Source organism: Sphingobacterium sp. B29 (genome assembly GCF_001952815.1).
Taxonomy (GTDB): domain Bacteria; phylum Bacteroidota; class Bacteroidia; order Sphingobacteriales; family Sphingobacteriaceae; genus Sphingobacterium; species Sphingobacterium siyangense.
Genome location: NZ_CP019158.1, coordinates 6039220 through 6063358 on the forward strand (window position 1 = coordinate 6039220; position 24139 = coordinate 6063358).

At 40.9% G+C, this 24139-nt stretch carries 17 protein-coding genes; 8 read left to right on the top strand and 9 right to left on the bottom strand.

Annotated features, from left to right (window positions below):
• Nucleotides 1-51: 51 nt before the first annotated feature.
• Entirely contained in the window at nt 52-2757 is a 2706-nt protein-coding gene (locus tag BV902_RS25840) for an alpha-d-galacturonidase (protein ID WP_157626241.1), read from the bottom strand.
• A 165-nt stretch (nt 2758-2922) separates the two neighbouring features.
• On the opposite strand from BV902_RS25840, the gene BV902_RS25845 reads away from it, so the two are divergent.
• Together BV902_RS25845 and BV902_RS25850 are read left to right on the top strand one after the other, a co-directional pair.
• On the top strand, nt 2923-3543 hold the full coding sequence (locus tag BV902_RS25845; RefSeq protein ID WP_075994351.1) for a 3'-5' exonuclease: 621 nt from the start codon (nt 2923-2925) through the stop codon (nt 3541-3543).
• Between the two features lie 10 nt (nt 3544-3553).
• Nucleotides 3554-5467: a DUF294 nucleotidyltransferase-like domain-containing protein gene (locus tag BV902_RS25850; protein WP_075994352.1), complete on the top strand. Its 1914-nt coding sequence runs from the start codon at nt 3554-3556 to the stop codon at nt 5465-5467.
• A 54-nt stretch (nt 5468-5521) separates the two neighbouring features.
• Here the strand turns inward: BV902_RS25850 and BV902_RS25855 are convergent, their stop codons facing one another.
• The 8 genes from BV902_RS25855 to BV902_RS25890 form a co-directional block, all read right to left on the bottom strand.
• Entirely contained in the window at nt 5522-6574 is a 1053-nt protein-coding gene (locus tag BV902_RS25855; RefSeq protein ID WP_075994353.1) for a glycoside hydrolase family 43 protein, read from the bottom strand.
• Between the two features lies 1 nt (nt 6575).
• Nucleotides 6576-8537: an alpha-L-arabinofuranosidase C-terminal domain-containing protein gene (locus tag BV902_RS25860; RefSeq protein WP_075994354.1), complete on the bottom strand. Its 1962-nt coding sequence runs from the start codon at nt 8535-8537 to the stop codon at nt 6576-6578.
• Nucleotides 8538-8642: 105 nt separating this feature from the next.
• Nucleotides 8643-10187 (bottom strand): alpha-N-arabinofuranosidase, encoded by a 1545-nt coding sequence (locus BV902_RS25865; RefSeq protein WP_237241855.1) that lies wholly within the window; start codon nt 10185-10187, stop codon nt 8643-8645.
• A 10-nt stretch (nt 10188-10197) separates the two neighbouring features.
• A complete protein-coding gene (locus BV902_RS25870; RefSeq protein ID WP_083663769.1) occupies nt 10198-11346 on the bottom strand; it encodes an aldose epimerase family protein in 1149 nt (382 codons plus the stop codon).
• Between the two features lie 95 nt (nt 11347-11441).
• The gene (locus BV902_RS25875) at nt 11442-13142 is read right to left on the bottom strand and encodes a sodium:solute symporter family transporter (protein WP_075994355.1); all 1701 of its coding nucleotides are present in this window, start codon (nt 13140-13142) and stop codon (nt 11442-11444) included.
• Between the two features lie 68 nt (nt 13143-13210).
• Entirely contained in the window at nt 13211-14713 is a 1503-nt protein-coding gene (gene araA / locus BV902_RS25880; RefSeq protein WP_075994356.1) for an L-arabinose isomerase, read from the bottom strand.
• Nucleotides 14714-14755: 42 nt separating this feature from the next.
• Nucleotides 14756-15448: an L-ribulose-5-phosphate 4-epimerase gene (locus BV902_RS25885; protein WP_075994357.1), complete on the bottom strand. Its 693-nt coding sequence runs from the start codon at nt 15446-15448 to the stop codon at nt 14756-14758.
• A 17-nt stretch (nt 15449-15465) separates the two neighbouring features.
• Complete coding sequence (locus BV902_RS25890) at nt 15466-17154, bottom strand: ribulokinase (protein WP_075994358.1); 1689 nt, start codon at nt 17152-17154, stop codon at nt 15466-15468.
• Nucleotides 17155-17484: 330 nt separating this feature from the next.
• Here BV902_RS25890 and BV902_RS25895 point away from each other — a divergent pair, with 330 nt between their 5' ends.
• The 6 genes from BV902_RS25895 to ilvD all read left to right on the top strand — a co-directional run bounded on the left by BV902_RS25895 (nt 17485) and on the right by ilvD (nt 24103).
• Nucleotides 17485-18192 carry an NUDIX hydrolase gene (locus tag BV902_RS25895; RefSeq protein WP_237241856.1) on the top strand — a complete coding sequence of 236 codons (708 nt, stop codon included), beginning with the start codon at nt 17485-17487 and terminating at the stop codon, nt 18190-18192.
• A gap of 147 nt (nt 18193-18339) precedes the next feature.
• Nucleotides 18340-18990, top strand: coding sequence for a hypothetical protein (locus BV902_RS25900; RefSeq protein WP_075994360.1), 651 nt, complete (start codon nt 18340-18342; stop codon nt 18988-18990).
• Nucleotides 18991-19356: 366 nt separating this feature from the next.
• On the top strand, nt 19357-20859 hold the full coding sequence (gene atpD, locus BV902_RS25905; protein WP_075994361.1) for a F0F1 ATP synthase subunit beta: 1503 nt from the start codon (nt 19357-19359) through the stop codon (nt 20857-20859).
• 21 nt (nt 20860-20880) lie between these two features.
• Entirely contained in the window at nt 20881-21129 is a 249-nt protein-coding gene (atpC, locus tag BV902_RS25910; RefSeq protein WP_075994362.1) for an ATP synthase F1 subunit epsilon, read from the top strand.
• A gap of 399 nt (nt 21130-21528) precedes the next feature.
• On the top strand, nt 21529-22419 hold the full coding sequence (locus BV902_RS25915; RefSeq protein WP_075994363.1) for a branched-chain amino acid transaminase: 891 nt from the start codon (nt 21529-21531) through the stop codon (nt 22417-22419).
• On the top strand, nt 22403-24103 hold the full coding sequence (gene ilvD, locus BV902_RS25920; protein ID WP_075994364.1) for a dihydroxy-acid dehydratase: 1701 nt from the start codon (nt 22403-22405) through the stop codon (nt 24101-24103). The genes BV902_RS25915 and ilvD overlap by 17 nt, the downstream gene beginning before the upstream one ends.
• The last annotated feature ends 36 nt before the right edge of the window (nt 24104-24139 follow it).

Here is a 24139-nt window from a genome sequence, read left to right on the forward strand (position 1 = left end):
ACCTACTTCGTTTAAGTTGTTTATCCTGTACTATCCTGAACATAGTTATATTTACAATTTAGTTCCACGGTAATAACCAAACAAATCGTCTAGATCATCGCCTTGATTGTCCACATCAGCATTATATGGATTTTGGAGTTCCTTGTCATCCACAATACCTAAGATCAGCACTTCTCCTTTCGGTATTTTTAGCTCATTGGTTCCTGGAGGAAAGGAATAAGTATGAATATCAACCATTGGCATGTACTGAATTCGGATGGCATTACGTACTTTTGTTTCTGCCTGCCCAAAATCATTAGCGCTCGCATCAATTTCAAGTACAGGTTTAGGTGCGAAAACTTTGTCGGTGCTATTGTAGTAACCCACCAATATCTTTACAGCTCTTTCATTCTTAAATCGAAGCTGTGTTCCTTGGAGCTTTTGCTTTTCAGCGTCAATCTGTAGCGCTTGAAGTCCTTCCAATTCATTCGCCATATGTGTAACTACCAATTCCTGATCTGCATACAATTTTGCTCCTTTTTTCAATGGGAGCAATTGTTGACGATCTTCAAAGGTAATCTGTTGGGATTTTAGCTTTTCTTTTGAACGCGCTGAAATGCCAGTCCTCGCTGATAAGGAATCTATCGCATGTTTAAAGTTATTCAATTCAGTTTCAAAGACAGGCAACATCTCATTCCAGTGAATGAAGGTAGCATCTGCTCCACGCATCGGTATTTTTCTTTGTTTGGTTTGCATACTGTTTGCGTATAAATAGCTTTCATTCGTTATCTCTGTCAGTTTACGGTATTCCAAAACACTTTTTTCAAGATCAGGCAAAGCTTTTCGAAGAGCGTTTAGTTCATGAGTATATTTATACTGAAGAAGCTGAATTGCGGCCTTAACCTTACAACTATAATGGTTCGCTAGTAAATCATGAATCCGAATATCTTGGAGCCAGCGATTAAATTCAGCCACATTTTTAGTCGGCTTTCCCAATCCGCTAATGAGCATCAGCGCACGTTCGCCATGCTGCACAATTTCTTTTGCCACCTGCACTGGAGTTTCTCCAACATGAGTTTCATGGCGATCATCCTTCTCTACATAATCGACTATCATTTCCCCTGCTGGAGCTTCCGACTCATAAAGTAAAGTAAACAAGCCATAGCGATAAGGATTAATCAACTGCGTCATCAACATTCCCAAGGAGGATGTCTGCCTGTTACCATCTGTAATACCAAATCGTCGCAAAATTTTAGGCGATATCTCACCAATTTCTTCAATAGCCAATAATAATTTTTGAGCATCTGTCTCACTGATACCATAATATTGAGCAAGCTCCTTCGACCAATACGATTGCTCATGTAGTAAATCCCGATTTTCATCCCAAGCATACCGTGCCCACGCTTTGTACCACATCCAATCCCGATCTTGTTGCAGCAATCTATTAGCGACCTTGTCGGCCGAATATGGCCAATCCCAATACGAAGCTTGTGGATATATATGGATACCATTGGAATGATGAATTCCGTGCATAGCTTTAACTGATTTTTGAATAAAATCAGGTGAGCCATATCTAAAAGGTTCCAAGTTGGCCAAAATATGGACGTTCTGAATATGGACCGTGCCGATAGCACTTAAAGAGCGGTGTAACTCCGCCCACTTCCCTCTCGGCGTATACGTAGTCAATGCCTCACCATTATATTTTGCCATGGTATACAGGTTCTTATAAATTGGTAAAGCGGCCTCCATTACCGCAGGTGCATCGGTATCGTGTGCTCTTAAAATAATAGGCGGCTCAACGCTGATCCCTGATGTATGTAGTCCATCCTGTACTCCCGGAATAATTGTCTTCGTAAACCAGTTGACATCATCCTGGCCGACGCCTTCCATTGCCTCTCCTAACGTTATTAGTAAACCCACATTAGGATATTTAGCCACAAAAGCGGCAATACTTTTTCGGGTATAATCGGAAATTAAGGGCGTAATAACCCGATTTCGTTCCTGTGTTTTTAAACCATGGCGATCGGCGAATGGCTTTGGCAAGATAATATTGTAAAACATCTGGATAATCCAGATCCCTCTTTTATTGGCTTCTTTGGTCAGAAATGTATAAATCTCCTCGTTTTTTCCAAATGTTCCCTCATCCACCTCTAGCGCATAAGGATAATCCTTTAATTTTACTAACGAAGAAAAAGGATGCCCATTCCATAGATACAGAGCATTATATCTATTTTCGGCCATCATATCCAAATAGTTTAACCATAACTTCTTATCGTAAAACCAAGGAAAAGATTCCGGTGTGTAAGGATACTCGTAAATATCATGGCCGGGCAAATAGGTTGTTTTCTGAAGTCCAACACTTGTCCCGCGCATAACCATTTTTGGACCGTCGGCAAAAAAGAATGGCTCCCCTTTCAACCATTGTCTGTGTGCAAGCAATGTCATACACCCGTAAAGCACACCAGATTCGTCCATACCAATCAAGGATATTGCTCCTTTACTGGATTTTCTATATATAATAAAATGTTCCTTATTAACTAGCTTTTCTTTCAAAGAATCGGGCAACGAACTATGTTGTCCCACTGTACTGATTTCTATCTTCGTGGTTAATGACGAGACCTCTAACTCATGTTGGAGAAGTTCAATCGCATAATGAAATCTATCACGATTTGTAATCCCATCCATTGTATAAGAAACGGAGGATGTTTTATCTCTTGCGTTGATCTCAACAACAAGAGAACAGACACAGAGTAACGTGCATAATAGCCTTCTGTACATAATTGGTTATTTTAATTCACTAATAAATGTCAATTTTACATATAAAATTTCAATAATTTAAACACGTATCTCGTTTTTTACAAAGCTATCCTTCTACAAATAGAGATTTATATATTTAATAACTAGATTATTTTAGTATTTTAGAATTCATTCAACTGCAATTCATTGAAAAAATATTTTCTATTCTTAGATACGGAAACATCTGGTTTACCGAAAAAGTGGAACAAGAGTTACATGGACGGTGATAATTGGCCCCACATCTTGCAACTGGCTTGGATCATTTATGACGAAGAGCAACATGAAGTTAAACGAACCAATAAATATATTTATGAGCCGTTAATACCAATCAGTCCTGCATCAGAACAGATTCATGGATTGACACCGCCTTTTCTAATGAAATATGGTGAGAAGAAAAAAGAAGTATTACGGAAATTCAGTCATGACATCAAAAAATATAAGCCCCAGCTTATCGGGCATTTTCTTTCATTCGACCTGCAGGTATTAGCGGCCGAATTCTATCGATCCAACTTGGCTATTCCATTTCATAACTTAGCTTATTTCTGCACCTTGTTGCATAGCAAAAAATACGTTCGGAATCCGAATATGGTGCATCTTCCACTTTCATCGCTGCATGATACACTATTTGCGACTCCAGCCACAGAAATGCACAATGCTGAAAAAGATGCTGAAATAACTGCTAAATGCTATTTTGAAATGATTCGAAGAGATGAATTATCCGAGCAGGACATACAAAATCAGCAAGCTGAATTCGAGAACATCTGTTAATGTGACTTCCATGAAAAACTCCGACGCTATCCTACCCCTGCTGAAATCTACGCAGCCATTTCAAATTCTGCCCGAAACCCTACAATTGAGTATTGTCGACAGATTCAATGAACATCGTTTTTCCAAAGACACCTTAGTTTATCGGCAGAACATTACCGATATGGATGGTGTTGATTTAATCCTCGAAGGTGAATATGAAACATTCTTTCTAGATGTTTCCGATAATAAACGATTGGTCGAGATACACCATAAACCGTATTGTTTTGGTGGAATATCGGTCTTATTAAACCGAACGAAAGCACTCAAGTCCGTCATTGCCAAAAAAGGTACGGTCATTTATCGTTTACCCCGAAAAGACTTTATTGAGCTCTGTAATGCGAATGAAGAGTTTTTCCATTTTTTCACCAATTCCTTTGGAAAAAGAATGTTAGATGAGGAGTTTTCTCATTTTGTTAAGTCGCCAGCCTCCTTCGAGGAAAGCTATTTTGCTGCAGATCAACTTTATTCGCGTAAAATTGAACACATCACCTACAAAGATATCGTTTCCTGTACACCGGATACACCAATCTTTGAGGCTGCACAAACCATGGCGAAACACAAGGTAAGCTGCATATTTATCAAAAAAGGGGAGCATATTCTTGGCTATGCGACAGATATTACCTTAAGAGACAATGTCGTGGCCCAGCAGATTCCTGCAACACAATCTATTGCTCAGGTAATGGATAACCCTATTGTCAGTATTTCGGATCAGGCCTATCTTTACGAAGCTGTACTGATGATGTTCCGTACGAAATCAAGATATCTCCTTGTTGAGAAGGCAGGCAATTATATCGGCTTCCTTAGCCGAAATCGGTTATTGAGTGAACAAGGGCAGTCTCCTCTCGTATTTATTCAATCGGTTAAACTCGCAGAAACATTGGATGAATTGCGTGAAAAATGGAATAATGTTCCTGAGATTATTCACCAATTGCTCGGTAGAGGTGTAAATGCAGAGATTGCGAACCAAGTTATTACGACCGTTGCCGACAGTATTGCACTTAAAGTAATTGAAAAAGTGATCGGGGAAATGGGCGAACCGCCTGCAAAATTTGTGTTTATGGTAACGGGTAGCGAAGGAAGGAAAGAACAGACGCTAATGACCGACCAGGATAATGCAATTATTTACGAAGATAAAGCAAACGAACAACGTGATCTTGTACGCGCGTATTTCCTCAATTTTGCCAGTCGCGTATCGGATCATCTCAATACAATTGGTTTTAGCTACTGTACCGGGGGGTATATGGCCAGTAATCCCGAATGGACACATTCGCTGTCACATTGGAAGAAAAATTACAAAAAATGGATTGAAGAAAGTATCCCCGAGAATGCGATTAAATTTTCGACCTTCTTCGACTGTAGGCGATTATATGGTGACCAGGGCATTATTGATCAACTCAAAGAATTTCTCAATATTGAGCTACAAAAACCCAACGAGCGTTTTTTTACGTTCATTGCAAAGAATGCGCTGCAATATGAACCGCCGCTCACATTTTTCAAAGCGATAAAAACGCAAACAATAGGTTCTTCTGAAGTCTTCAATATCAAGAAAGCGATGACGCCCATTGTTGATTTAGTCCGGGTTTACGCGCTGAAAAACAGAATTTATGAAGAAAATACAGGTGGTAGGCTAAAACAGCTTCTTGAGTTGGGCATCTTCACACAAGAACAGTACGAGGAATTAAATCAATCTTATTATTACCTGATGTCGATCCGCCTAAAAAATCAGGCTAACCAGATCCGTATCGCTAAACTGGCACCCAACAATTACGTACCTATAGATAGTTTGACAAATATTGAAAAGGCGACAATTAAAGAAATATTCAAAACAATCAATAATTTTCAACTCGGTATTAAGCTTAAATTCACCAGCAATTTATTTGGTTAAGTAACTTATTGCCATATAAAGGCAATAAGTTACGAAGATCTGTTCTAAAAGCTTCTATTTTTTTTGCAAAGACAAATCAAACTGCCAATGCTTTGCTAATCGCTCCAGCTCTTGCTTTGTTATTGGGATGACAGCGCCATGTTTAGGCGAAGTGAAATTAGTAGATTTCATTTTACCTGCATTAAAGTGTCCCAAATCAACAAAATTTTTAAAATCTGTTGTTTCACTAAAGCCAAAATTATGGGGCGATATCCCATAGATATCATACATCAAAACCCATTTATCTTCCCCTATCCTTTTCCACACATTCGGAGCTTCGCAGGCTTCTGGTTCAGGATCATAGAAGCGATCATCGTACTGATAAGGGCCATTTGGAGAATCTGAAACAGCTTGCTTAATGCCCGGAATACCATCGTGGGCGACATAAAAAAGATGGTATTTATTGCCCACTTTCGTAATATCGCCATCGATGTAATTTTTATTTGCTTTGGGGTATTGAAACAAAAGCTGTGGTTCTGATTCAAATGCTGTAAACTCCTTATTTAAGTAGGCATAATAAAGCTGATTCAGTCCATTGCCAAACCGCATCGTAAAATAGATCATCATCTTCCCAGTACGATCATCATATATGAGTTCGGGAGCCCAGAAGGAGCCTACATTTTCCCAACCTTGAAAGGCTTTTTCCAAGTAGAGCTCCGTATGCTTCCAGTGAATTAAATCAGTCGATTTCATTAAGACAATACCTCGGTTGTTACCCCATCCAAATGCGACTCCGTCACGCTCCCATTCCGTATTTCTATAACCCTGCCTTTGTGCGTAGATATGTAAATCCGTCATGACCATATAAAAATAACCATCTTTTCCGCGCATGATATAGGGATCCCGAATACCTTTCTGCTGTGCAATGCTATCGCCAGCAATGATCGGTTTACCTTTATTGATATCGGTGAAAGAATAGCCATCCTGACTGACAGCAACATACAGACCATGGCTTTCATCCTTAAAGTAAACCATCAGGTAAGCCGCCAGATCCGATTCCTTTACCTGTGCAAACACGTTATGTGCAAATAGAATCAGGGTAGTAAAAAAGAGTCTACGGATATTCATCTTATTTAACGGACATTTTAATCAAGGTAAAGGAATAGGGTTCAAATGTTTCAACAATCGTCTTTCCCTTATAAGTTACCGTATTCTGTTTTGGACGGATGTTCAATGGTTCCTCGATACTGTTACTCAGGTTTAGGTTGGCATTGGCCAAAGTGATTTTCTCTGCTGCCGCAGCAGGCTTTTTCTTCGAATCTATGTCGAGGTTCACTTTCATCGGCTTACTGTTGTAATTGACGACTTTCACGATAAGCTGTTGCGCAGCTGCATCAAATACTGCAGAAGCATATAGGCTATCTTTGCCAGCTACGAATTCGCCATCCCGTTTGATCGGAACAATGCTTGTTCCTTTATTGGTAGCATATAATTTTTGTACTTGGTAGCTCGGCGTTCCATATACCTGCAAGTTATCCACCCAAATTAAATCCGGTGACCACTGCCAGCCATCGACATGACCGAATAATGGCGCATAAGATGCCATCTCCACCACGTCGCCATTTCGTTCCAGGCCCGTCATGAAAGCGGCTTCCGAGAGGGCCGCCTCCCAGGTACTTTTCCCTGGACCGTTTGGTCGCGTCGTATGCGAAGCGTATTCTCCTGCGAAAATTTTCACCCCATTTCTAGCGTAATTATCATAGCGATTGGCGCTAGACAGAAACCAGGATGGTGGACGGTAATAATGTTCATCAATGATATTGATATTCATCGCCCGTAGCTTATCATTTAAGAAGTCAAAACGATCTCCTTCGGGATCCGTGCCCGAACTGGCGATAATTTTGATCTCTGGATGCTTTTCGTTTAACGCATTCTTGAAGACGGCCAACCGTTCGATATATTGTGGCCCCCAATTTTCATTTCCAACTCCCAGCATTTTGAGGTGGAAAGGCTCAGGGTGCCCCATATCCGCCCGTAATTTCCCCCATTTTGTATCTGTTGCGCCATTGGCAAATTCAATCAGATCTAAAGCGTCTTGAACATAGGTATCAAGTTCGTCCAATGGTACAAGTTCTCCGGTATTAAATTGGCAGGCCATACCGCAATTGAGAATGGGAACTGGAGATGCTCCAATATCTTCTGCCAGTAAAAAGTATTCATAAAATCCTAAACCAAAAGTCTGAAAATAATCAGGTGTAAGCCGATGGCTGAATTCGGTATTCCACCGGTTGATAATCAATTCCCTTTCTGTTATTGGTCCAACAGTTTTTTTCCATTGAAAGCGATTGGCCAAATCTTTCCCTTCAACAATACAGCCTCCAGGAAAACGGATAAAGCCGGGTTTCATATCGGCAAGCATCTGAACCATATCTTTACGTAAACCCTTCGGTCTTCCTTTCCAGGTGTCTATTGGAAATAATGAAAGCATATCTACGTCTAACGTACCCGCCCCTGTAAACCAAACATTTAACTTGGCTTTATCTGTCGTTTGGTTGACAGGAAATTTGACTGCAGCTTCAGACCATGATCCGACGGGTTCAAGTGGAAGTTCAGCTGCACCAATAACCTTATTCTGTTGATCGAGCAGCTCAACATGGATTTTCATCCCCTTAGCTGCACTTTGATATTGTACAGAGAACTCATATGCTGCCCCCGCTTTCACCCCCATTCCTCTAAAGCCTTCATTTTGTAGCCCTAATTTCAAATTAGTCGCATTGTTTATCCTTAAATAACGTTTATTCCCTTTACGTTTGCTATCATTTAGCAGCAGGTAGGTTCCCTCAGAGCCATTTTCGAGCTTTTTCCAGCCCATCCAAGGCTGATCAAATTCAAATGATCTATTCTTTACCAATTCAGCATAGATTCCCCCATCGGCACCAAGATTGATATCTTCAAAAAAGACACCCCACATATGTGGCGATATTTTGCCTGTAGGTTTATCCAATGCTATATTTAATGTTATCGGTGACTGTGCCATTGCTGAAGAGCCCAAGCTCGCTAACAGTAACAGTATTGACACTACTCTTTTCATCCCTATATGTATTTGTTCAACAATAATTTATCATTTCAGGTTTTTACACCAGCTCTAACAGCATAAATAGGGTAGCACGACATGACACCCTATCAAAATCGGCTGTTATATTAATTCCAATACAATAACTGAAAATGCAGGAATATCCATTTCAATGGCACCATTCACTACCTTTGCCTTATTGTACACAACAGGTTTAATTGTTGTGGGCTTCTTGAAGGAATTATAATCGCGTAGATTCTCCGCGGTAAGAATTCGACCTGAAATTTTTGCAGCTTTCACTGAACCGAGATCCACACGTACCTTATTATTCTTTTTCGGATCAATATTTACCAAGGAGATATGAGTACGGCCCTGCTTGTCTTGTGACGCTGAAACCGAAACGGCCGGAATTTTTTCCTGGTTAAATTCAAAATCCGTTGATTGAAGTGAAATAGGAATTAACTTAGCATCCTGATGTACCTTATACATTTCCATCACATGATAAGTCGGCGTCAAAATCATATTCTTTCCTTCTGTTAGAATAACCGCCTGCAATACATTCACAGCCTGCGCTAGATTGGCCATCTTCACCCGACGAGCATGATTGTTAAAGATATTGAGCGTCATTCCTGCAATCATGGCATCACGCATGGTATTTTGTTGGTAGAGAAAACCCGGGTTCGTACCGGGCTCTACAGCATACCAGCCACCCCATTCGTCTACAATCAGATCCACAAGTCCTTTCGGATCGTATTTGTCCATAATGGCGATATTCTTCTCCACCAGCTCATTCATAAACCAAGCTGATTTCATGGTTCTAAAATATTCCTCTTCCGAATATTGAGTTGCTGAGCCTTTGTTATCCCAGTTGATCACCGCATAGTGATGAAGCCCCATGCCTTTCATCAAACCACTCGGAATTTTCTTCATGAGAGTCTCCGTCCAATTATAATCTGCACTATTGGCTCCTGATGCTATCCGATACAAACCACTTCCATTAGTCCAATCCGACATAAAAGTGGCGTATTTGCGATAAATGTCGGTATAGTAATCGGCGGTCATATTTCCGCCACAGCCCCAGGCTTCATTTCCTACGCCCCAGAATTTTACCTTCCAAGGTTCCTGCCGACCATTTTTTCGTCGCCAATCCGACATGGGGCTTTCTCCTTTAAAATTCACATATTGGACCCAGTCGGCAAGCTCCTGTACCTCACCGCTACCCACATTACCCGCCAGATAAGGTTCCGCACCAAGCAATTCACACATATTGAGAAAATCGTGTGTACCAAAAGAATTATCCTCTGTCACGCCACCCCACCAGTTGTTTACGATAGCAGGCCGTTGCGCTTTGGGCCCAACTCCATCCTTCCAATGATAGGTATCGGCAAAACATCCACCCGGCCAACGTAAATTTGGAATGTTCAAATTCTTAAGGGCTTCGATAACATCTTTCCGGACGCCATCAGCATGCGGAATTGAGTCATTTTTCTCACCGACATAAAATCCATCATAAATACAGCGTCCCAAGTGCTCGGCAAAATGTCCATAGATATGTCGACTTATAATCTGCTCCTGCTGCGGCGTTTCTAATCTTACACTACTCTGTCCATACAGTAATCCAGTGGCCAGCGTAAAAACAACGCCTAATTTTAATCTTAGCTTCATCATATAGATTCAATTATTTCACACTGAACTGGTAGGTTGTTTTTGAACTATATTTTTCTCCAGGTTTTAACACCGTTGATGCAAAATTGGGGTGATTTGGTGCATCTGGAAAATGTTGTGTCTCCAAACAGAAAGCAGAACGGAATGGATACACTTTTCCCTCTTTCCCTTTAGGGTCCGAATCTTTCATAAAATTACCACTGTAAAACTGTAAACCAGGTTCGGTTGTGTAGATGTCCATTTCAATACCTGTTTTCGCGGCATACACCTGTGCGACCTTCTGGAAACCATCCTTCTTGTTTAGTTCAAAATTATGGTCATAGCCTTTTCCGATCTTCAGTTGTGCATTTTGATCTTCAATACGAGCACCAATACGTGCAGGTTTTGTAAAATCGAATGCTGTGCCCGCTACAGGCAAACTCTTTCCAGTTGGAATCAAGGTATTGTCAACTTCGGTAATTGCCTTTGCATCAATTTGAAGTTCATGATCCAAAATAGAAGAATCTCCGACCCCATTGAGGTTAAAATAAGCATGGTTGGTCAGATTTAAGACCGTCTCTTTATCTGTTGTCGCCTGATAGGCTATGGCCAAAGCACCATTGTCCTCCAGAGTATAGGTAACCTCCATCTTGACCGTTCCCGGATAACCTGCTTCTTTATCAGGTGAGGTATAGGCTAATGTGATTGATGTCGAAGTGCTACTGACTACATCCCACACTTTGTTGTAAACGCCATTGGTACCGCCATGAAGTGAATTCTCGCCATCATTCTTTTCTAAAGAATAAACCTCTCCATTCAGTTTAAAGCTAGCTTTGCCAATCCGATTCCCATACCGTCCTACAATTGCGCCGTAAAAATTATTATAGTTATCCTTGTATTCTTTGGCCGAATCATAGCCCAAAATCACATCAGTCAATTTACCGTCTTTATCTGGCACTTTTAAACTTACCAGGCGTGCGCCATAATTTGTCAATGTAATAGCGAGTCTGTTATTCTTGAGCTGGAATAGTTTAACTTCTTTACCATCAATCTGGCTATCAAAAGCTTGGTTGGAGGTAGAGTCAGCCAAGGTCGCTGCTTGTTTACTTTGAGTTGATGAAGACTGGCAGCCATAAGCCAATGAAGCACAAGTCAACAAACCAATAATAATTTTCTTATTCATCTGCAATTAAGTTTTACCCCATCGGTCTGATGGAGGCTTCCTAATTTTAATTAGGAATGGTTCATAATCATTTAATTATTCAAATGGCAACATTTCTACCAAAAACGCACATAGATAGCAGTCACCAACAATAAAGTCACAACAATTAATGCCAATACGGACGGTTCCACTTTAAACATGGATCGATCCAATACAAAAGCTTTTGGATTAACTTTTGGCCCAAATAAGCTGACAGCAATCATAGCGATCATCGTAAACACAAATGCTAGTCCCATACATATCTGAAATGGAATTTCATAAACACCCGCTTTGTTAAGATATGCCGTATAGATCCATGTTTCTGGTCCGAAAACTTTTGTTGCAAACTCGTTGAAAAATACCGACAATGCAAATCCCGTAACCAGGCCTGTAATGGCGGCTGCACCCGTAGTTCTTTTCCAGAACATACCGAGCAAAAACATCGCAAAAACACCCGGACTGATAAAGCCTGTATATTTTTGGATAAAGGTAAATCCTCCGGCGCCACCGATGCCCAGCGCATCATTCCAGGTAAATAAAACAGAAAGTAAAATAGAGATCACAATTGTTATCTTTCCAACCCAGACCATTTTTGCTTCGCTCGCATCTTTATTGATGTATTTTTTAAAAATATCCAATGTGAAGATCGTTGCGATACTATTCGCCTTTCCGGCCAATCCGGCCACAATAGCCGCCGTAAGCGCCGCCAGTGCTAATCCTTTCATTCCATTTGGCAGATAGCCCAATATTGCCGAGTACGCATTATCGGCATGAAACACCCCTCCAGGAGCCATTTCGTGTTGTAATGCGCCATTTTTATAAAGCACATAAGCAGCTATTCCTGGAAGCATGACGATAATCGGCATAAACAACTTTAGAAACCCTGCAAAAAGAATCCCTGTACGTGCCGTCTTTAAATCAGCTCCCAAAGCGCGTTGTGTGATGTATTGGTTACAGCCCCAGTAATTTAGGTTGACAATCCAGATCCCGGCAAGGTACATCCCTATTCCAGGCAGCATCAGATATTTATTGATATCTTCCTGACTGGCACCCGGTCCAGGTTTATCGACAAATAGGTTAAAATGCTCCGGCGAATCTTCCATCAGTTTATTGAATCCCGCTAAGGCGTCTTGTCCCAAACCAAAATGTTCACTGACCAAGGTCAATGCCACATAGGTCGTTGCTATACCACCAATAATTAATACAACAACCTGAATAACATCTGTAAAACCAATAACACGCATTCCACCCAGCGTAATGATAACGGCAAATACAGCTAAAGCAACTGTAATGGTGTGGAAACTGTCACCACCTCCGGCCATACTCGAAATGGCGATTGCCCCGAGATACAAAATGGAAGTCAGATTGACAAAAACGTACAAAAACAACCAAAAGATTGCCATAATAAGACTTGTTGTTTCATTGTATCGGTTGTTCAAAAACTGGGGCATCGTGAAAATCTTGTTTTTCAGATAGACCGGAATAAACCAAACCGCAACAATAATTAACGCTACCGCAGCAATAAGCTCATAAGCGGCTACAGCAATACCGACCTCAAATCCATTACCGCTCATACCAATAAACTGCTCAGCAGAAATATTCGATGCGATCAACGAAGAGCCTATGGCCCACCAAGTCAATGATCCCTCCGCCAGAAAGTAGTCCTTGCTACTGCTTAAACTATTCGTCTTTTTACGATAAATCCAGTAGCCATAACCGGCTACAATAAAGAAGTAAATTACGAAGATGATGTAATCTACCGTTGCAAATTTTTCCATATTTCCCAAATTGGTTATTATCAATAAGCCATCTATACCCGAAGAGCAGGTATAAATGGCTTAGGCTATTATTTACTCAGTAAATAATATAGTTCATTCCATTTCAATTGATCTTCGAGTTTCGCTACCGTAGTATCCTCGTCGATCAATACATATTCCAGCCCGGCAATACGTGCAAAATCTTCCAGGTATTCGGGTGTTAAGCTCAAGCTGTAGGCGGTATGGTGTGCCCCCCCCGCCACAATCCAGGCACTACAGCCTGTTTTCATATCTGGCAGCGGTTTCCATAACACGCGTGCAACAGGAAGCTTAGGTAATTCCTCTTCTACAGCGACACCTTGTACTTTATTCACGATCAAACGAAAACGCGTTCCCATATCGACCAAAGAGGCATTCAATGCATCTCCGCTCTGGCCATTGAAAACCAAACGGGCAGGATCCGCCTTGCCGCCAATTCCTAGCGGATGTACTTCTATACGTGGTTTTCCAGTTGCTAAAGCGGGGTCCACTTCTAACATATGTGAGCCAAGTACCATGGGATTCTGCGGATCAAAATGGTAGGTGTAGTCCTCCATAAATGCGGTTGTTCCAGCCAATCCTGCACCCATTACTTTGCAAGCACGCACCAAAGCCGGAGTCTTCCAATCCCCTTCGCCGGCAAAACCATAACCCTCAGCCATTAAACGTTGTACCGCCAAGCCCGGAAGTTGTACCATCCCATGCAGATCCTCAAAGGTATCCGTAAAACCTTTAAAGTTTCCTTGTTCCAAAAATTTCCGTAGGCCAATTTCTATTTTAGCAGCTTCGATGAGGTTAGTATGATATTCACCGTCAACTTTTACATTTTCGGCAAGTTCATAAGTCGCTTCGTACTCCGCTAATAATGCAGCGATTTCCGCTTCCGTACTCGCATTGATAACCTCTACCAAATCACCAATGGCATAGGTGTTTACAGCGAAACCAAATTGCGACTCTGCCTCCACTTTATCGCCATCTGTAACAGCCACATAACGCATGTTATCGCCAAATCTTGCAAATTTAGCACCTTGCCAGTCGTGCCAGCCGGCTGCTGCACGTGCCCAAACATTAATCCGTTCCAGCACTTCCGCATCTTGCCAATGCCCGGTAACGACTTTACGACCTATTTTTAAGCGGCTGACGATATGTCCAAATTCGCGATCCCCATGCGCACTTTGGTTGAGATTCATAAAATCCATATCGATACTATTCCATGGGATATCTTGGTTATACTGCGTATGCAGATGCAACAATGGCTTTTGCAAAGCTTTTAATCCTCTGATCCACATCTTTGCAGGTGAAAATGTATGCATCCAGGTAATAACCCCAATACAGTTTTTTTCATTGTTGGCGGCTGCCAATGTTGCATAAATCTCGTCCGTATTTTTTACGATCGGTTTATATTTTACCGCTACTGGAATCGCTGCTTGGGTATGTAAATAATTGGCTATTTCCTCAGCATGTAGGGCAACTTGTCGCAAGGTTTCTTCACCATATAGGTCTTGGCTTCCCACGACAAACCAGACCTCAAGCTCTTTTAAATTGATATTCATGTTAAATTGTAGTTTTTGCTATAGATTTTTTATTACTAAAAATTATTGACCATAATAGGCGTTGGCCCCATGCTTCCGTTCGTAATGCTTTTTGATCAGTGCAGGCTTTAATCGAGGCGCACTTGGATTGATTTGTTCTGTCAACCAAGCCATTTTAGCAACTTGTTCCAATACTGCACTGTTATAAACAGACTTTGTTCCAGTTTTACCCCAGGCAAACGGCGCGTGGTTACCAACCAGAATCATTTCCACCTCTTTATAATCCAGCTTATTTTCGGCAAAGTGATTGATAATCTGAAAACCCGTTTCATGCTCATAGTTTCCGGCGATCATCTCATCGTGCATTGGTGGAGCACAGGGAATATCTACAGTCAAATGATCTGCATGTGTCGTTCCGAAAATGGGAATATCCCGTTGCGCCTGTGCCCATGCTGTCGCATAGGTGGAGTGCGTGTGGGTGATCCCACCGATTTCCTTCCAATGTTTATACAGTAGCGCATGAGTTTTCGTATCTGATGATGGCCGAAGATTCCCCTCAACCACCTGACCATCGAAGTCTACAATCACCATATGTTCGGGTGAAAGCTCTTCATATGGAACCCCACTTGGTTTAATCGCAAAAACTTCCTGACGACGATCGACAACGCTCACATTTCCAAATGTAAAAAGCACCAATCCCAGCTGGGGCAATTGCATATTGCAATGGTAGGCTTCTTCTTTAATTGAATTATACATGATTAAAAGTTGAATGGTTAAACAGTAATGGCTAGCGATTCCTTTCCTTCGATGAAAGCTCCCAAAGCCTTGTAATATTCATAGCGTTCGGCATAGATTGTTACCCATTTTTCCTCAGGTATGTAGGTTCGTTCAAAACCTTGCCCCATTGCCTTCATAGCATCTTCAACCCGGTCATATAAACCAGCAGCTGTTGCGGCGAACATTGCTGCGCCAATGGCACAAGTCTGTTCACTTTTATGAATACGAATAGGCATATTCATCACATTGGCCATCATTTGCATAATAAAAGGTGATTTCTTTGCAACTCCGCCTAAACCGATCAAACCTCTTACCGGAATACCCTGCTCCACGAAACGGTCAACAATAGCCTTTGCGCCAAAACAGGTCGCTTCGACAATCGCCCTGAAGATCCGCGGCGCATCTGTTCCGAGGTGCAAACCTGTAATCGCTCCTTTCAAGGATTGATCCGCATCCGGAGTTCGACGACCATTGAGCCAGTCCAAAGCTAATTCAGATGTTGCCGTTACGGGAAGTAATGCCGCCTGCTCACTTAGACTGAACAAGAGTTTATCTTCCAGGGTTGCCATCAACTGTTCACGCGTATGCCCTTCGATCTCTTCAATATCTTGTATCAAATTTTTCGTTGGCCACAGTAACACCTGTTTCAGCCATGCGTAAGCATCTCCAAATGCCGATTGCCCAGCTTCCATACCAATCATTCCCGGTATAATTGAACCGTCTACCTGACCGCAGATTCCCCTGACCAACGTATGCTGAACCTCCTCCTTCGGAGCAACTAGCATATCACAGGTCGATGTCCCCATCACCTTACTCAGATAATACGGCTCAATTTGTCCTCCGACGGCCCCCATATGACAGTCAAATGCACCTACACCAACAACGACTGATTTTGTAAGACCTAATCGTTGCGCCCATTCTTCCGAAAGCTGACCAGCAGATTGATCAGCAGTGTATGTTTCGGAAAACAAACGATCAACCAAACCATCCAGCAATGGATCAAGTGTTGAAAAGAAAGAATTTGGAGGTAGGCCATCAAATTCTTCGGCCCAAAGCGATTTATGCCCCGCTGAACAAACCCCACGCTTCATAGCAGACACCTGTGTTCCCCCGGTCAATAGAAAAGGAATATAATCACAATGCTCAACCCAGCTATATGTGGCGGCACGGACCCTTTCATCAGCCCTAAAAACATGAAGTAATTTGGCCCAGAACCATTCCGAAGAGTATACTCCGCCCACATACTTCAAATAATCCACCGAACTATTTTGATTGTGCAGGTTAATTTCTTTGGCCTCTCCAACAGCTGTATGATCTTTCCATAAAACAAACATGGCATTGGGGTTGTCTTTAAACTCGTCCAACAACGCCAATGGAACCCCGGCTGCGTTTACGGCAACTGGAGTAGATCCCGTTGTATCCACGGAAATTGCTTTTACAGCTGCGCCAATATTGTCGATTTCCGATTTGAGCAAACAATCTTTTATTGTTGCTTCCAAGCCTTCGATATAATCCAACGGGTGTTGCCTAAACTGACTTAAAGCAGCATCACAATACTCCCCTCTTTTCCAACGCGGGTAGTAAAACACAGAAGAAGCTATCTCCTCGCCATTGTTAGCATCAACCAATACCGAACGGACCGAATCACTTCCATAGTCCACCCCAATGACATACGATTTATTCATTTTTGCTGAATTTGGTTTATAACTTATAATTGTCTCTAACGCCTTATTTTTCAATCCCCCCCTTTCTGAAGTTCGCCTTGAAAAAATAATTAGTGTCAAATAAACATTTATTTTTTTAAATATGAAAGAAAATTTTCATATTTAAAAAATAGAGCTAACTTCATAGCAGCAAATTATGGTTAACCCGAATTCCCGACATAGGCGTATAAAAGCCTTTTAAAGGGATGTATCAGACAATTATTATACTTATTTTTAGCTATTTACTTTTTTACATAGTTTTGCTCGTGGAATAAATGGGGTGGTGTCAGATAAAAAAAGATAAAACGATAGATGATGGAATATTATAAAAAAGATTCAGGGATCCTTTTGGCAGTAGACTGTATCATATTTGGATTTAACGGCGAATCCCTTGAAGTACTTTTAATTAAACGTGATTTCGAACCCGAACGAAATAAATGGAGTCTGATGGGTGGTTTCGTTCAATCTGACGAAAGTCCGGAAGAAGCGGCGAGCCGAGTGCTCAAACAGTTAACAGGACTTGAAAATGTATATATGGAACAATGTAGTGTATTCGGTGAACCTAAGCGTGAACCTAGCGACCGGGTTGTCAGTATCTGTTATTTTGCGCTGATTGATACGCAGCAATATAAACATATCCTCAGTGACGATTACGAAGCTCAATGGTTTCCATTACAGGAGCATCCAACACTGATCTTCGATCATGATCAGATGATCGCTTCGGCACAGCACCGCCTACGCATGAAGGCAGCTTTGTATCCGATATTATTTGAATTGCTGCCTGAGAAATTCACGATTCCCCAGATTGCAGCACTCTATGAGGGTGTTTACAATATCGAGTTGGATAAGCGCAATTTCAGCCGAAAACTGCTTTCCTCAGACCTTATAATCAAACTGGAGGAAAAGGATAAGGAAAACTCAAAAAAAGGAGCATACTATTTCAAACTAAATACGGCGATCTATAAGGAAAAGATCATGTCCTTTTTACGGTATTTGCCAAGTTGGTCTATCGAATCATGATAAAGTAACGGGAAATGACCGATGGGAATTGGAATATATTTCACTTAACATTTTCGTTTTTTCAATAATTCCTTATATTTATCACAGGTATATCCTAGTTTTACAATTAGGATAAGCTAGATTAACGCATTTTATAAAATAAACAACATGAGCAAATTGAGATTAGCATTTATATTCTTTACGATTTTATTTATTTCATCACATACACTATTGAAGGCTCAAGCTCCTGCTGCGGCTCCCGCCACTACAGCAGCACAACAGAATAATGCCTTCAAGTACAGTCCGGATGGATTAAAAAAAGGAAGTTTGGCGAATCAATTTGACCACCTGAATTATATTTCGAAAAACAACTATGATTTCAAGATGGTACGAAAAACCAACCTTGATATTGTGAAACGAAATGTAATTGATACCGTAGCAAAACTCCACAAGGAAATCAGCTCTTTAAAATCATCTTCAAGCAACTATACGTCCAATACCAAAACTTTACAAGATTCAATTCAGGTTTTAAAGGATCAGTTGGCACAGGAGAAGGAAAAAACAGAAAGTTTCTCTTTCTTGGGAATCAATACATCTAAAACTTTTTACAATACTGTTGTTTGGACGATCATTGCGGTATTGGCAGTAGCAGCATTTATCTTTTTATTTTCTTATCGGAAAGCGAAAGTGGACACGGTGGAATTCCAAAAAACGGCCGAGCAATCGCAAGAGGAATTTGCTACTTTCCGCAAAAAATCCATGGAAAAGGAACAATTGCTCAAGCGTCAGTTACAGGACGAACTAAACAAAAAAATCTAGTCCTGCTTTTCATAAAATAGCAGATTTATTTCGATCGACCTGTAACGAATCCTAGAGGCACTCCGTTACAGGTCGATTTTATTTAATCAGTTTCCATTCCTAAACGAATAAAAGATTCAGCGAAGTAAAGCTGTAAACTTCAAAAATACATAGCCGGATAAAAGAGAAAAACTATATTTGCAGGTATAGAAATCGAAACATACAGAATTACAATCGATAACATTTTGACCTACATTAATAAAATTGTAATTTAATTGCAAATTCTATTTGTTTTTAAAAACGAATAACCTTATTTTTGCTGACCAAAAAAGAGGCCTTTTATGTCTCTTATATAAAATTGATTAATAAATATTTAGTCCCTATAATATGCCCAAGATTGGTAAAATAGCGCAGATTATCGGCCCAGTTGTTGACGTCAACTTCGCCGACAGTGAAAATCTACCTAAAATTTACGATGCATTGTACATTCAAAAAGAAAATGGACAACGTGTTGTATTAGAAGTTCAACAACACTTAGGTCAGGATCGTGTACGTACAATTGCCATGGACGCAACTGAAGGTTTAGTTCGCGGAATGGAAGTTGTCGATACTGGTGCTCCTATCAAAATGCCTGTTGGTGAAGAAATCAAAGGTCGTGTATTCAATGTAGTTGGTGATGCCATAGACGGGATCCAAAATTTGAATAAAGAGAATGGTCGTCCTATCCACAACGTACCTCCTAAATTCGAAGACTTGTCAACTGAATCCGAAGTACTTTTTACTGGTATCAAAGTTATTGACCTTTTAGAGCCATATGCTAAAGGTGGTAAAATTGGTTTATTCGGTGGTGCCGGTGTAGGTAAAACTGTATTAATCCAAGAATTAATCAACAATATCGCAAAAGGTCACGGTGGTCTTTCTGTATTCGCCGGTGTAGGTGAACGTACACGTGAAGGTAATGACTTATTGCGCGAGATGTTGGAGTCTGGTATCATCAAATATGGTGAGCACTTTATGGAAGGCATGGAAAAAGGCGAATGGCCTTTGGATACTGTTGACCACGAATTGATGAAAGATTCTAAATGTACTTTCGTATTCGGTCAAATGAACGAGCCTCCTGGTGCACGTGCGCGTGTTGCTTTATCAGGTTTGACAGTTGCGGAATACTTCCGTGACGGTGATGGCGAAGGTCAAGGCCGTGACGTATTATTCTTCATCGATAATATCTTCCGTTTTACACAAGCGGGTTCTGAAGTATCTGCCCTTTTGGGTCGTATGCCTTCAGCCGTAGGTTACCAACCAACATTGGCAACTGAAATGGGTTTAATGCAAGAGCGTATCACTTCAACTAAAAACGGATCAATCACTTCGGTTCAAGCTGTATATGTACCTGCCGATGACTTAACTGACCCTGCTCCAGCGACAACTTTCGCTCACTTGGACGCAACTACAGTATTGTCTCGTAAAATCGCTGAGCTAGGTATCTACCCTGCTGTGGACCCTTTGGATTCTACATCACGTATCCTTTCTCCTGCCGTTTTAGGTAACGAACACTATAATACTGCACAACGTGTAAAAGAAATTCTTCAGCGTTATAAAGAATTGCAAGATATCATCGCCATCTTAGGTATGGACGAATTATCTGAGGAAGATAAACAAACTGTACACCGCGCACGTCGTGTACAACGTTTCTTATCTCAACCTTTCCACGTTGCAGAACAATTTACAGGTTTAAAAGGTGTATTGGTAGACATCAAAGATACCATCAAAGGTTTCAATATGATCATTGACGGTGAAGTAGATGAGTACCCTGAAGCTGCCTTCAACTTAGTAGGTAACATCGATGATGCTATCGAAAAAGGTAAAAAATTATTAGCAGAAGCAGTTTAATCTAGATTATATCTAAGAATAATGAAATTAACAATTATCACTCCAGACAAATTAGCATTCGAAGGCGAAGTAACATCCGTTACTGTACCGGGCACTGCGGGTTCTTTTCAAATTTTGAAAGACCACGCTGCCATCGTTTCTACTTTGGAAGATGGAAAAGTAATTATTCAACAAGGTAACGGTGGACAAGAAGTGTTCATTAAAGGTGGTGTTGTGGAAGCAAAAGACAACGTCATTACCGTGCTTGCTGAAGGAATTATCGGAGATTAAATCAAATCGATTTTATAAAATCTAAAAAGCTTCCGATAGAAATATCGGAAGCTTTTTTTTTTAAAGTTTTTTTGACATTTTCTTCATTTTAGGAAGAAAATTGGCCATTGTAACAAAAAATAATTTTTCACACCTGTAGACCAATTTTAAATATGGTATACGACTAACAAAATATAAAACCGAATAAAATGAATTATTAAAAAATAAAATTTTACAAAAACATATTTAATGAAATTTTATTCTAAATACAAAATTAGCACTTTACCTATTGCCAATTATTGTAATTCCTGCTACCTTGAGGAAATGAAAATCGAAAGTTTTTATAGAAGCTTGAGATAGCATGATTTACCACCAATATTACAAAAAAGGGAACTATTATACTTAGGTAAATTTTGGGTTATGAAATATTACGATAAAAACACGTTGATCTATTTAGATGGAGCTTTTGTAAAAGCTTCCGAAGCAGCATTGGATCCCTTTGCACAGTCACTGCATTATGGGTATGCGGTGTTCGATGGTCTACGTGCGTATAATACCCACAATGGACCACGTATCTTTAAAGCTGACATGCATTTCGATCGCTTAAAGAGATCGTGTGAAGCAGTTAATATTCCCTATCGTTGGAGCAACCGAGAGCTGATCGACATCTGTTATGAGCTCCTGGCCAACAACAACCTAAGAGAAGCTTATATACGTCCATTGGTATTGACCGGTTCAAATATGCACCTAACCTCATCAACCGAAGCAACCATCATGATGGCAGCATGGGAATGGGGACCATATCTTGGTCAAAACCTATTAAAGGTATGTATCTCTGATATCAAAAGACCTAATCCAAAGTCGTTTAAAATTGACTCGAAGATCTCTGGGCAATATGTAAACTCCATCCTTGCGACAACTGAAGCCATCAGGAAGGGTTACGACGAAGCGTTAATGCTCGACCACGAAGGCTACGTTGCCCAAGCATCCAGTGAAAATATTTTCATCGAAAAGGATTTCAAAATCTATACGCCGCCAGTGAAGAATATCTTCCCGGGCATTACACGTCAGACCGTAAAAAACATTTGTAAAAAATTAAACTTCGAAGTCATTGAAAAGCAATTGACGATAGAAGACATTTATACTGCTGACAGCGCTTTCTTATGCGGGACTGCGGCAGAAATTATCGGAATCAAACAAGTCGATGATGTCATCTACAAAGAAGCCTGGGAACACAGCATAGGTGCATCAATCCAAAGAAGATATAAAAATTTAGTATTAGAGAACGAAAATTATGAAGTCATCATCTAACGGCGAAAACGGAATGAACAAATACAGCCGTACATTTACACAAGACGAAACGCAACCTGCTGCAAAAGCAATGCTTTATGGTATCGGTCTTACGGATGCCGACATGGACAAAGCACAGGTCGGTATTGCCAGCATGGGATATGATGGTAATACGTGTAATATGCACTTAAATGATTTGGCACAAATCGTCAAGAAGGGCGTTTGGAACAATGATTTAGTGGGTTTGACCTTTGGAACCATTGGCGTCAGTGACGGTATGAGCAACGGTACCGATGGGATGCGTTATTCGTTGGTAAGTCGTGATGTGATCGCTGATAGTATCGAAACGATCTGTGGTGGACAGTATTATGATGGCTTGATCTCTATTCCTGGCTGTGACAAAAACATGCCCGGTGCTATTATGGCAATGGCCCGTTTGGACCGTCCTTCTTTAATGGTGTATGGCGGTACTATCGCTCCAGGCCACTATAAAGGTGAAGAATTAAACATTGTGTCTGCATTTGAAGCATTGGGACAACGCATCTGCGGCAATCTTTCCGATGAAGACTATGAAGGCATTATCAAACATACCTGCCCTGGTGCTGGTGCTTGTGGCGGAATGTATACAGCAAATACTATGGCTTCGGCAATTGAAGCCTTGGGAATGAGCTTACCATACTCATCTTCCAATCCAGCGATCTCGGAAGAAAAGAAAAATGAATGTTTAGAGGCAGGTCAACATATCCGCACGCTGCTTGAGAAAGATATCAAGCCCTCTGATATCATGACACGTAAAGCATTTGAGAATGCGCTACGTACCATTGTTATCTTGGGCGGTAGTACCAATGCTGTACTTCACTTTATCGCAATAGGCAAAGCCGTGGGCGTAGATATCACGCAAGACGACTTTCAACGCATGAGTGACGAAACCCCTGTATTAGCTGACTTCAAACCATCCGGTAAATACTTGATGCAAGATCTTCAGCAATTTGGTGGAACTCCTGCTGTCATGAAATATCTTTTAAATGAAGGTTTACTTCATGGTGACTGTATTACGGTAACAGGAAAAACGGTCGCTGAGAACTTGGCTGATGTTAAATCAATCATGGAATATGACCAACCGATTATCAAACCATTGAGCGATCCAATCAAGGCTACTGGACACTTACAGATTCTTTATGGGAACTTAGCAGAGAAAGGTTCTGTTGCCAAGATTTCCGGTAAAGAAGGTGAAAAATTCACTGGTCCTGCACGCGTATTCGATGGAGAGCATGATTTAGTGGCCGGTATTGCATCTGGTAGAATCAAACCAGGAGATGTTGTCGTAATCAAAAATGAAGGTCCTGTTGGAGCACCAGGCATGCCTGAAATGCTTAAACCAACCTCCTTGATTATTGGTGCCGGTCTTGGTAAATCTGTTGCTTTAATTACCGATGGCCGTTTCTCAGGTGGAACACATGGTTTTGTCGTAGGGCATATCACACCAGAATCTTACAAAGGCGGATTAATCGGTCTTGTACATGATGATGACGTTATCGAGATCGATGCAGTGAATAACAGCATCAATGTGCTACTTTCCGATGAAGAGATCGCGCAACGTCGCGCCGCTTGGGTACAACCAGCGTTAAAAGTTAACAAAGGAGTTTTATACAAATACGCTAAAACTGTTGCCGATGCCTCAGAAGGCTGTGTAACGGATCAGTAGAAAATAAAAACAGAGACATTAAGCAAATAGAGACCT

Bases quoted from the DNA above. Each gene is read 5' to 3' on its own strand.
- BV902_RS25890 (WP_075994358.1), bottom strand. From the start codon at position 17,154: ATGAATAAATCGTATGTCATTGGGGTGGACTATGGAAGTGATTCGGTC.
- BV902_RS25860 (WP_075994354.1), bottom strand. From the start codon at position 8,537: ATGAAAAGAGTAGTGTCAATACTGTTACTGTTAGCGAGCTTGGGCTCT.
- atpD (WP_075994361.1), top strand. From the start codon at position 19,357: ATGCCCAAGATTGGTAAAATAGCGCAGATTATCGGCCCAGTTGTTGAC.
- BV902_RS25870 (WP_083663769.1), bottom strand. From the start codon at position 11,346: ATGAATAAGAAAATTATTATTGGTTTGTTGACTTGTGCTTCATTGGCT.
- BV902_RS25865 (WP_237241855.1), bottom strand. From the start codon at position 10,187: ATGATGAAGCTAAGATTAAAATTAGGCGTTGTTTTTACGCTGGCCACT.
- atpC (WP_075994362.1), top strand. From the start codon at position 20,881: ATGAAATTAACAATTATCACTCCAGACAAATTAGCATTCGAAGGCGAA.
- BV902_RS25840 (WP_157626241.1), bottom strand. From the start codon at position 2,757: ATGTACAGAAGGCTATTATGCACGTTACTCTGTGTCTGTTCTCTTGTT.
- BV902_RS25900 (WP_075994360.1), top strand. From the start codon at position 18,340: ATGAGCAAATTGAGATTAGCATTTATATTCTTTACGATTTTATTTATT.
- BV902_RS25895 (WP_237241856.1), top strand. From the start codon at position 17,485: ATGATGGAATATTATAAAAAAGATTCAGGGATCCTTTTGGCAGTAGAC.
- BV902_RS25875 (WP_075994355.1), bottom strand. From the start codon at position 13,142: ATGGAAAAATTTGCAACGGTAGATTACATCATCTTCGTAATTTACTTC.
- BV902_RS25850 (WP_075994352.1), top strand. From the start codon at position 3,554: ATGAAAAACTCCGACGCTATCCTACCCCTGCTGAAATCTACGCAGCCA.
- araA (WP_075994356.1), bottom strand. From the start codon at position 14,713: ATGAATATCAATTTAAAAGAGCTTGAGGTCTGGTTTGTCGTGGGAAGC.
- ilvD (WP_075994364.1), top strand. From the start codon at position 22,403: ATGAAGTCATCATCTAACGGCGAAAACGGAATGAACAAATACAGCCGT.
- BV902_RS25885 (WP_075994357.1), bottom strand. From the start codon at position 15,448: ATGTATAATTCAATTAAAGAAGAAGCCTACCATTGCAATATGCAATTG.
- BV902_RS25855 (WP_075994353.1), bottom strand. From the start codon at position 6,574: ATGAATATCCGTAGACTCTTTTTTACTACCCTGATTCTATTTGCACAT.
- BV902_RS25915 (WP_075994363.1), top strand. From the start codon at position 21,529: ATGAAATATTACGATAAAAACACGTTGATCTATTTAGATGGAGCTTTT.